Genomic DNA, 10,061 nt, shown 5'->3' on the forward strand with positions numbered 1-10,061 from the left:
ATATTCTTTTCATAAAAGGATTATTGGTTAGATAATATTTCATAAAACTAATAAATATGAGCGAATATTAAAACGATTTAGTAATCTTATATTCAAACAATTCAAAAAGCAATGTTAAGTTGGTTAAAGCAAACCTAAAGGCTGAAAATAATAAATTGAAAGGTAAAAAATTATACAGTTTGCAAGCCTGGAGGTTTACACCAGATTGTGATATATACCTATTTTTAACTTGCCAGGGTAAGCATTTGCCTTGTTCTGTCATCAAGCTTTTGGTTGAAACTGAGATTAGTTCTATATTAGATCTAGAGAGCGTTAATTTAGAATCGGGGGATAGCCATTGGTTATTCCCCGTTCTTATTTTTAAGCAAATATTTTATACTGAAATGCTTGTACAACTGGCAGAAATTACTTTCCAATCTTCTCTCACTTTACCCCAAACCCTTAACCATTGATATTTGCCGTTAAGTAAAATATTTGAATAACTTCCCTTAATAAAAAGACTTGCAGAAACAATAACAATAGATTCAAAAACACGTATTTCCCGTTTGGATACGTTGATTTTATTAATTTTGATCATGCCACTCCGGTAAGCTTCCAGATCCATCTCTTTATCAAGCACATTACCATACTGATCATGAAAAAGCATCCCATCGGCAAACAATAAATCGAGTGTGTTCAGRTCTGTTCTTTTAAACCCATCTAATAATTTTTCTTCTAGGTCGGCAATCAGGAGAATGGTTTCCTGGTCTGATAAAGTATTTGGCATAATTTCCGGTTAGCCAGTAAAAATATAAAGTAAGCCATAAAGAATAGCGTAACTTTAAATATTGCCTGCATTACACGGATTTAACCACACACATTGCACAAATTTTTTACCAATTATTTCTTTGCAAAGGTAAGGCCTTGCCAGGTGTCTGTTCTGAATGGTGATGCCGGCAAGCCATCATTACTAACCAGGTTACACACAGGATTATTTCCCCATGCATAACGAACCGCAACAGGATTTGCCACCTGGTCGCTATTTACGATGATCTGATTCCCCTGGATGCTTGCTTTGGCCCAATAAAATTTCTTATCTGATCCAGCGATGGCAAAACCGGTTAATGCGGCACCATCTACTGCTTTTAATCCATTTTCTGTATTGCCAAAAGTTAAACGGATCTGTTTTCCTTCTACTTTATTTGATTGATAAATGGGGCCAGAATAGTTTATTTTCTGACCATATGTTTTAGCCAGGGCAATTATGGCTAACCTTCTACCCACCTCTTGTTTGTTTTTAGGGTGAATATCTTTTGCATCACCGATATCAATAATGGTAGCCATGCCTGTATTCGGTAGTGTAAGTGTTCTTTGTTGGGCCTCTCTAAGCTCTGCCCAGGCGGATTCTACAGGAGAACGATCAATCTGCATAAAATTGGCCAGTTGAACGAAATAGAATGGAAAATCTCCCTGCCCCCATTTCTGCCGCCAATCTTTAATCATCGTTGGAAATAATTCGCGGTATTGGTAAGCTCTATCGGCATTACTTTCTCCCTGATACCAAATGGCACCTTTAATTGAAAATTGCAGGTAAGGATGAATCATCGCATTGTACAAAACGGTTGGTCTGTTAGGGCCATTTTCTTCATAAGGTTTAGCTTCAATATTTTTAAAATCTACACCCACTTTATACTTCCAGTCGCCAGCTAAAGAAATTTTCTCTGCCGTGTTGTTTGTTAAGGTCAAATCTTTGGCATCACCATATATACCGCCACCACCACCACTATCAAAAACCCTAACGGTAATGGTATTTTCACCTATTTTGAGCAGATTTGCAGGGATCGTATATGTTCTAGCAACATTATACCCTACCGTTTCACCCACTTTTACTCCGTTTACGAAGGTAATATCGTTATCATCAATTGTACTTAAATTAAGTTTAGCACCGTTTGTTTTCCAGTTTTCGGAGATGTTAATCTTTTTTGTAAACCATACAATGCCATCAAAATTTTTAAGGGCTGCATCTTCCCACAAAGTCGGCAAAGTCATGCTTTTCCAGTTTATAGTTTCTGCCAAAGCCCATTTTGTTTCTCCAGCCTGATAACCCGAATCTTTCTCGGTTGTCATTTTAATCCAATTCTGCAGTTTTTCTTCGTAAGAAACTGTTGATGGATTTTTAGCTAATTTTTGGATCTTATCAACTGCGGCAGAAAAATCGGTCATTTTTTTAAGCGATTCGGCACTTGTCCAGGCTTCAGCAATTGTTCCTCCCCATGAGGTATGGATTAGGCCAATAGGGATTTTAGTTTTTTCATACACTTCACGGGCGAAGAAATAGGCTGTAGAAGAAAACTCAGCAATATATTTTGGGTTACACTCCTGCCAACCACCATTAGTCACTTTGGCGTCGTTAAGTGGAAAACTACTGGTAATATGTTCTGCCTGCAATAAACGGATATTTGGAAATTTAGCATCAGCAATTTCTTTTTCGTGGTTAAGGATTTTTCCCCACCCCGCTAAAGGCATTTCCATATTCGATTGGCCTGAGCAAATCCAAACATCCCCTATTAATACATTGTTTAGCACCAATAATTCTCCATCGGAAATGGTGATGGAATATGGACCGCCGTAACCTGGCGTTGCCACTTTAATTTTCCAATTGCCACTGGCATCGGCAATAGCCCCATAATTAATTTTATTCCACGAAACCGTTATCTTAACGGCTTTACCAGCTGTGGCTTTACCCCAAATGGCCGCATTTGTTTTTTGCTGCAAAACCATATTGTCGCTAAATACTGACGGCAATAAAATTTTTGACTGTACTAGTAGCGAACTGAAGAGGAATAATGCTATAATGAGTATAGATTTTAACTTAGAGATGCTCATATTTTAACCTATTTTTTGATGATTAGAAAGCGAATGTACATTTTATGTCTGTCAACATCAATATATATGTCTGCTCTTCACAAATTTATGATAAAAATGAGGCAAAATTCATTTAATTAGTTTGGGTAAGAATATCATTTTGCTTATTTTGCAGGTCTAAAAGAACAATTCTGGATTTAAGCTTGATTTAATCGGATGTTCTCTCAAATTACTGAATTAATGGTTAAGATTTTTATAGGTGGCCTTCCTGACAATATCCAAGAGATGGATTTGGCAATATTGGTTAGCCTTCATGGTAGGGTAGAAACGATTAAAATTGTTCGCGATAGAGCTACCGGCAAGTGTAAAGGCTATGCTTTTTTAGAAATATACAGTTTACCGGATGCTAAAAATATTGTATCTACCTTAAATGGAGAAACTTTTAAAGGCAATGTAATTACAGTTAAAATATCGGAAGAGGAAAGTGGTGTTCAAGCCGCAAAGCCAAAAACCAATCAACCTTTTAAGAGTAAAAGGCCTAGGTTGCAGCGCTAATTCACTCTTAATCTATATTTTTCATTCTTCCCCTGTAATTTTTCCGTATTATAAAACGGTGTTATCTCTTTTTAGCAATGCATCCATGCTTTCTTTTTTTACTGTATCATTAAGAATTGAAGGACATTAAAGTTTTCTTCTTCTAATTAACTGCATTTATCACTGTAGAATTCTAGACATTCCCTCGTTTCATCGATTAATTTATTTCGGCCAGAAACTTTTTAATCCAGTTCTAAACATATATTTTGCAAGTAAGTGTTTCGACTTCTATTAAACGCGTTTTGCCGATATGGAAAATTATGCCATTGTAATATTTATTTTAGCTGTGATGATTGGCCTTTCTGCTGTAGCCGATCGAATTAAAATCCCCTATCCTATTTTATTGATTATAGCTGGAATAGCGGTGGGTTTTGTTCCATCTTTGCCACCAATTGACATTAATCCTGAAATTATATTTTTGATATTCCTACCACCATTGCTTTACGATGCCGCTTTTAATATCTCATTCAAGGAATTTAAAACCAATATCAACACCATATTTACATTGGCCATTACGCTGGTTTTTATCACCGCTATTGGTATTGCTGTAGTTGCCCACTATATGATTCCGGGGATGAGCTGGCCGGTATCTTTTGTATTAGGTGCGATCCTTTCTGCTACTGATGCAGTTGCCGCCATGAGTATTACCAAAGGATTAGGTTTGTCTCACAAAACAAATACCATATTGGAGGGCGAAAGCTTAGTTAACGATGCTTCTGCACTGGTAGCGTATCGTTTTGCGGTTGCTGCTGTAACAGGAACAGCCTTTGTATTTTGGAAAGCATCGCTTGAGTTTGCCCTTTTAATGGCTGGTGGATTCTTAATCGGCATGGTGATGTCGAAAATTCTCGCCTTCATTATTAAAAGAATCCATAGTAACCGTTTGGCCACCATCAGCTTTATGTTGTTGATGCCTTTTGTTACCTATTTAATTGCAGAACAAGTACATGTTTCTGGTGTTATTGCAGTTGTTATTTTAGGATTGGGCATTTCGAGGTTTAGCAACAAAGTATTTCCTGAACAACTTAAAAACCAATCAAAAAACATTTGGGATATTATTATTTTTTTATTGAATGGGCTGATTTTCATTTTAATTGGGCTACAATTCCCTTATGTGTACAAAAACATTAACAGTGCCGATATTTTACCTTACATAGGTTATTCGCTGGTGATTACTATTGTTGCGCTGTTGTTAAGAATGGCCCGTGTTTTCCTACAAAAATTCAATCTTCAAAAAGCCTTTCAGAAAGGGAAACACCGCATTACTGAGGGTGCATTGCTTGATTTCAAGAACAGTTTGATCATCAGCTGGTCGGGCATGAGGGGTATTGTTTCGTTGGCCATTGCCATTGGATTACCAGCTACTTTATCGGATGGAAGCGCATTTCCGCAACGTAATGCTATTATATTTATATCTGTTGTAGTGGTATTGTTTACCTTAATCGGACAAGGGCTCACCTTGCCATGGCTGGTGAAGAAACTGGCGACTGAAGAGGATAAATAACTGGTTATTGGCGTAAATTATAAAGCACCATTAATTTCAACTTGTTTTACAGGAAAGATGCTGATCCCGAAACTTCGGGACAGCATGACGATTACAAGAAAGAGAGCTGTCTTCCTGAACTTGTTTCAGGATCTTTTAGAATGGTTAGTTTTATCATTAAGGGGTTAAGAACATTAAGATTTAAATTTATAAGTAAGCGGATATTTTAAACGAAAAAGGGATAAAATCTAATGACTTTATCCCTTTTCTATTTTATACATTATCGTTTACCAGTATACACTATAAAGTGCAACCAATAATCCGATGATGATTAAAGCCCCTACTGCAAAACTGGTTGAGGTTTTAAACATTTTAGCATCGATGGCCAGTCCTTTAGCTTCTGCCTTAACTTTGTTGCTCGCTAAACTGATGATCACCATACCAAGAATACAGAATACAAATACAAAGCCCATCCGATCTAAAAATGGAATTTCATAAACTCCAGCTGCATTTTTAACAGAGAAACCCATTCCTGATAACCATGAAAGATCGGTAAGTTTAGGTAAGAATTTAAGTAAAATTGATAAGCCGAAACCACCGATGGTAGCGAATAGTGCCGCACTTGAAGTTGTTCTTTTCCAAAAGAAACCTAAAATAAACATGGCAAAAATACCTGGAGAAACAAAACCTGTATACTCCTGGATATATTGGAAACCACCTTTTTTATCGATTCCTAAATGTGGTGCAATTAATACACCAAGAATCATCGCTACAATAATCGAAATCTTACCCGTTGTTACCAAATTTTTCTCAGTAGCATCGGTCTTTAATACTTTCTTGTAAATATCCAGTGTAAAAATAGTTGCAATACTATTTGCTTTACCAGCCAAAGAGGCTACCACTGCAGCGGTTAATGCTGCGAACGAAAGTCCTTTTAATCCGGCGGGCAGTAAATTCAGTAATACTGGATATGCACGGTCTGGGTTTACTGATCCATCTTGTAGCATTTCCGCTTGAAAGGCACCATCTTTATATAAAACATAAGCTGCAATACCTGGTAACACGACAATAATTGGCATTAATAATTTTAAGAATGCAGCAAAAAGAATACCTCCGCGGGCAGTCTCCAGGTTAGCACCCAAAGCACGTTGAGTAATGTATTGGTTACAGCCCCAATAATTTAAGTTCACAATCCACATACCGCCTACAAGCACGCTTAAGCCAGGTAAATCGATATAATTTTCGTTATCTGGCTTTAAAATCATGTGAAAATGTTCAGAAGCCTTTGAAGTCATTAAACTATAGCCTTCAAAAACACCTGTCGTTCCATAATGGGTAGAAACTAAGTTTAAAGCCAAATAGGTAGTGGCCAAACCACCCAGAATTAAGAAAAACACCTGAATAACGTCAGTATATCCAATAACTTTCATTCCACCCAGCGTAATAATAATGGCAAAACCTGCAATGGCGTACATACAGAAACTTAAATCGAAACCAGAAATACTGCTTACTGCTAAAGCACCTAAGTAAAGGATCGAGGTTAAGTTAACTACAACATAAAGTAATAACCAGAAAACAGCCATTATCATGGCCACCGTTCCGTTATAACGCTGATGTAGGAATTGCGGCATTGTAGCAATTTTGTTTTTCAGGTAAACCGGAATAAAGAATACCGCAACAACCACTAAGGTTAATGCGCCCATCCATTCGTAGGTTGCAATGGCCAATCCCATTTTAAAGCCTGATCCGCTCATACCGATAAACTGCTCTGCAGAAATATTAGATGCAATTAACGATGCGCCGATTGCCCACCAGGTTAAAGAGCCCTCAGCAAGAAAATAATCTTTAGAACCTGTAGATTCCGACTTTTTCTTGTTATAAATGTAGAGCCCATAAGCGGCCACAATAACGAAGTAAATTGCAAATACAATGTAATCCTTCGTGTCTAGTAAATTGTTTTTCATTGATTTATTTTGGTTAGTATACCTTGGGTTATTTAATTTTTAGCTGTATAAGCTGGTTCCGTTATCAGTTTGAACGGTGTAGGAACCAAGCTTGAGTCCGAACTGTAGTAAGTATTTTGAAGATAACGCTTCAATTAAATCGGTAATTTTTTCTTCCTTAACAATATTGATGGTACAACCACCAAAACCACCGCCCATCATCCTGGCACCTAACACATAATCAAGAGGTTTAACCGCATCAACCAGGAAATCTAATTCTTTACAGCTGACTTCGTAATCTTTGCTTAAACCTTCATGCGTTTCGAACATCAGTTTACCCAAACCTTGCAGGTTACCATTTTCCAGTTGCTCCGCAGCGGTTAATAAACGGCCGATTTCTTTCACTACAAAACTACATTTGGTGTAAACTTCCAGATCTTTTGGTTTAACATGGGTTTCTAACATGGCTAAATCTACATCACGAAGCGTACTTACATTTGGATAATGCTCCTTTACCCAGGCAACACCTTGTTCGCACTGTGATCTCCTTTTGTTGTAGGCAGAATCGGCAAGTGCGTGTTTTACATTCGTATTTAAAAGCAAAAGTTTATATCCATCTAATTTTAATGGGATATAAATGTGTTTCATCGATCTGCAATCGAGCATAATGGCTTGGTCCTTCTTGCCAAATACAGAGGCAAACTGATCCATAATTCCACAGTTAACACCAGCAAAAGTCTGTTCTGCCTTTTGTGCAATCAATGCAATATCCATTTTCGGAACGGAAAGTGAAAAAAGTTGATCGAGCGCGAAGCCAGTAGCACATTCTACAGCAGCAGACGACGATAAACCAGCACCCAAAGGCACGTCACCATCGATATAAAAATTAAAGCCACCCAACTGATGGCCTCTTTCTTTTAACTGATCGGCAACGCCTAAAATGTAATTGGCCCAACTGTTCTCTGATTTTTTCAGGTTTTTGATCGATGAAATATCAAATTGCTGATAACTCTCTGAAAATAAATGTATTTCATTATCTTCTCTTTTTGATATGGCTACATAAATGGCTTTATCTATAGCAGCAGGCATTACAAAACCGCCGTTATAATCGGTATGCTCGCCAATGATATTGATTCTTCCAGGCGAACGCACTAAAATAGGCTCAGCGTTGAAAAGTTTTTTAAATGTATTTTTTAAATCCTGTGCATTCATTATTTAATATTTAGTCTTCAGTTTTGTTGATTTTATAGTGGGCTACAGACATCTCTTTTAAACGGCTAGCGGCAAATTCAGGGGTAATATCGCGTTGAGGGTTAGCTAGCATTTCGTAACCGACCATAAACTTTTTAACTGATGCCGAACGCAACAATGGTGGATAAAAATGCATGTGCCAGTGCCATTCAGGGTAATAGCCATTGTTTACTGGTGCCTGATGCATGCCTGCAGAGTATGGGAAAGAGGTTTCGAACAGGTTATCATATTTGGTTGTTAATACCTTAATGGCATCAGCTAACGATTTTTTCTCAGCTTCTGTAAACAATTTAATGCTATTTATATGGCGTTTACTGATAATCATGGTTTCGTAAGGCCAAACTGCCCAAAAAGGGACAAGTACCACAAAATGATCGTTTTCGAATACTATACGCTCTTTTTTCTTTTGCTCCAGTTTTAAGTAATCGCCAAGCAAACTTCTTCTGTGAATAGCATAGAAGGTTTTCTGACGTTCGGTTTCTTTAGCAATTTCTAATGGAATATCGCTCTGCGACCAGATCTGACCATGTGGGTGTGGATTACTACAGCCCATTATTTCGCCTTTATTTTCGAAAATCTGAATGTACTTGATCCAATCATTTTCGGCAAGGCTATTAAATTCATTTTGCCAGACATTTACCACGGCAGTTATGGCTTCGACACTCATTTCGGGAAGTGTGAGGTTGTGCTTCGGGCTAAAACTGATCACCCGGCAAAGCCCTCTCTGATTATTGGCTACCAATAAATCTTCTTCGTTCATATTACCTGCAGGCGTATCTTCAAGCAACGCAGCAAAATCATTGTTAAAAACAAAACTTTCGGTATATTCTGGATTGCTATCGCCATCTGCCCTGCCATTACCAGGACATAAATAACATTTAGGGTCATATTCCGGACGGTTATCTGGTGTTACATCTTCAACCTTACCCTGCCAGGGCCTTTTAGTACGGTGCGGAGAAACTAAAACCCATTCGCCAGTTAATATATTTAACCTGGTGTGTGGATTACTATCGAGTTCGAATGTTTGGTTCATCTTATATTTTCAATTGGTTAAAGAAAAGAAAGCATTTAGCTTAACCCATCTAAGCCGCCAAATTATAAAATTATTATTAATTGTCAAAACGACAATTAATAATAATTTTTATTTTCGTGAAAATTTGAACATATTAAGCCCTTTAAAATCTCGGATAAAAATGATTGAATATTCTAGGCAGCCACATTATCTGGTTGCTGTTGATTGCATAGTGTTTGGGTTTGACGGTGAACACCTCAAAATTCTGTTGGTTAAGCGGGGTTTAGAACCCGAGATAAACAAATGGAGTTTAATGGGTGGTTTTGTGGGTGCAAATGAAAGTCCAGACGATGCAGCGAACAGGGTACTCAAAAAAATGACAGGTTTGGAAGGTGTTTACCTGGAGCAGATGCAGATTTATGGAGAACCTGACCGCGACCCAATTGAAAGAACACTTTCTGTTGGATATTTTGCCCTTATTGATATCCATAAATATGAGGCACAGTTAAATGACGATTACGAGGCAGAATGGTTTTTGATCAACGATAGGCCAAAACTTATTTTTGATCATAACCAAATGGTTGCCGATGCCCGAAAAAAATTAAGATACAAGGCTGCCCTCCATCCTATTTTATTTGAAATGCTCCCTAAAAAATTCACCATCCCACAATTGCATATACTTTTTGAGGAAGTAAACGATACTAAAATCGATACCAGGAATTTCAGCCGTAAAATTACTTCAACCGGACTATTGATTAAGCTAGCTGAAAAAGATAGAACAGGTTCTAAAAAAGGAGCATTCTATTTTAAATTAGATAAAAAGAAATACCATGCTAATTCGCAGGCGTTCTTAAACTTAATGCCAAATTTAAAGGTTTAAATTAAATTTCTTCGCACGATTAGCCTATTGCTCTTCATAATGATAGGTTAATCC

Annotated in this window: 8 protein-coding genes; 3 read left to right on the forward strand and 5 right to left on the reverse strand. The window is 37.4% G+C overall.

Going from position 1 to position 10,061, the window contains the following annotated elements:
- Positions 1 to 373: 373 nt before the first annotated feature.
- A complete protein-coding gene (locus tag AC1DND_RS09555) occupies positions 374 to 766 on the reverse strand; it encodes a nuclear transport factor 2 family protein (protein ID WP_477581127.1) in 393 nt (130 codons plus the stop codon).
- Positions 767 to 879: 113 nt separating this feature from the next.
- Complete coding sequence (locus AC1DND_RS09560; protein WP_477581129.1) at positions 880 to 2,865, reverse strand: sialate O-acetylesterase; 1,986 nt, start codon at positions 2,863 to 2,865, stop codon at positions 880 to 882.
- Between the two features lie 219 nt (positions 2,866 to 3,084).
- Here AC1DND_RS09560 and AC1DND_RS09565 point away from each other — a divergent pair, with 219 nt between their 5' ends.
- Positions 3,085 to 3,399, forward strand: a complete 315-nt coding sequence (locus AC1DND_RS09565) for an RNA recognition motif domain-containing protein (protein ID WP_057934255.1) — start codon at positions 3,085 to 3,087, stop codon at positions 3,397 to 3,399.
- Positions 3,400 to 3,688: 289 nt separating this feature from the next.
- Positions 3,689 to 4,942, forward strand: a complete 1,254-nt coding sequence (locus AC1DND_RS09570) for a Na+/H+ antiporter (RefSeq protein WP_477581131.1) — start codon at positions 3,689 to 3,691, stop codon at positions 4,940 to 4,942.
- A gap of 266 nt (positions 4,943 to 5,208) precedes the next feature.
- On the opposite strand, the gene AC1DND_RS09575 is transcribed toward AC1DND_RS09570, so the two are convergent.
- Genes AC1DND_RS09575 through AC1DND_RS09585 form a run of 3 tightly spaced genes read right to left on the reverse strand, consistent with a single transcriptional unit; the run spans position 5,209 to position 9,148 of the window.
- Complete coding sequence (locus AC1DND_RS09575) at positions 5,209 to 6,885, reverse strand: sodium/sugar symporter (RefSeq protein WP_477581133.1); 1,677 nt, start codon at positions 6,883 to 6,885, stop codon at positions 5,209 to 5,211.
- Between the two features lie 39 nt (positions 6,886 to 6,924).
- Positions 6,925 to 8,076 (reverse strand): galactokinase, encoded by a 1,152-nt coding sequence (locus tag AC1DND_RS09580; protein ID WP_477581134.1) that lies wholly within the window; start codon positions 8,074 to 8,076, stop codon positions 6,925 to 6,927.
- A gap of 10 nt (positions 8,077 to 8,086) precedes the next feature.
- Entirely contained in the window at positions 8,087 to 9,148 is a 1,062-nt protein-coding gene (locus AC1DND_RS09585; RefSeq protein WP_477581135.1) for a UDP-glucose--hexose-1-phosphate uridylyltransferase, read from the reverse strand.
- A gap of 160 nt (positions 9,149 to 9,308) precedes the next feature.
- On the opposite strand from AC1DND_RS09585, the gene AC1DND_RS09590 reads away from it, so the two are divergent.
- On the forward strand, positions 9,309 to 10,007 hold the full coding sequence (locus tag AC1DND_RS09590) for an NUDIX hydrolase (RefSeq protein ID WP_215128033.1): 699 nt from the start codon (positions 9,309 to 9,311) through the stop codon (positions 10,005 to 10,007).
- Positions 10,008 to 10,061 lie beyond the last annotated feature (54 nt).

This window comes from Pedobacter sp. 01N416, assembly GCF_056399685.1.

What these genes read in the sequence shown, in the direction of transcription:
- AC1DND_RS09560 (WP_477581129.1), bottom strand. Translation starts at nt 2,865, where the DNA reads ATGAGCATCTCTAAGTTAAAATCTATACTCATTATAGCATTATTCCTC.
- AC1DND_RS09590 (WP_215128033.1), top strand. Translation starts at nt 9,309, where the DNA reads ATGATTGAATATTCTAGGCAGCCACATTATCTGGTTGCTGTTGATTGC.
- AC1DND_RS09575 (WP_477581133.1), bottom strand. Translation starts at nt 6,885, where the DNA reads ATGAAAAACAATTTACTAGACACGAAGGATTACATTGTATTTGCAATT.
- AC1DND_RS09585 (WP_477581135.1), bottom strand. Translation starts at nt 9,148, where the DNA reads ATGAACCAAACATTCGAACTCGATAGTAATCCACACACCAGGTTAAAT.
- AC1DND_RS09565 (WP_057934255.1), top strand. Translation starts at nt 3,085, where the DNA reads ATGGTTAAGATTTTTATAGGTGGCCTTCCTGACAATATCCAAGAGATG.
- AC1DND_RS09580 (WP_477581134.1), bottom strand. Translation starts at nt 8,076, where the DNA reads ATGAATGCACAGGATTTAAAAAATACATTTAAAAAACTTTTCAACGCT.
- AC1DND_RS09570 (WP_477581131.1), top strand. Translation starts at nt 3,689, where the DNA reads ATGGAAAATTATGCCATTGTAATATTTATTTTAGCTGTGATGATTGGC.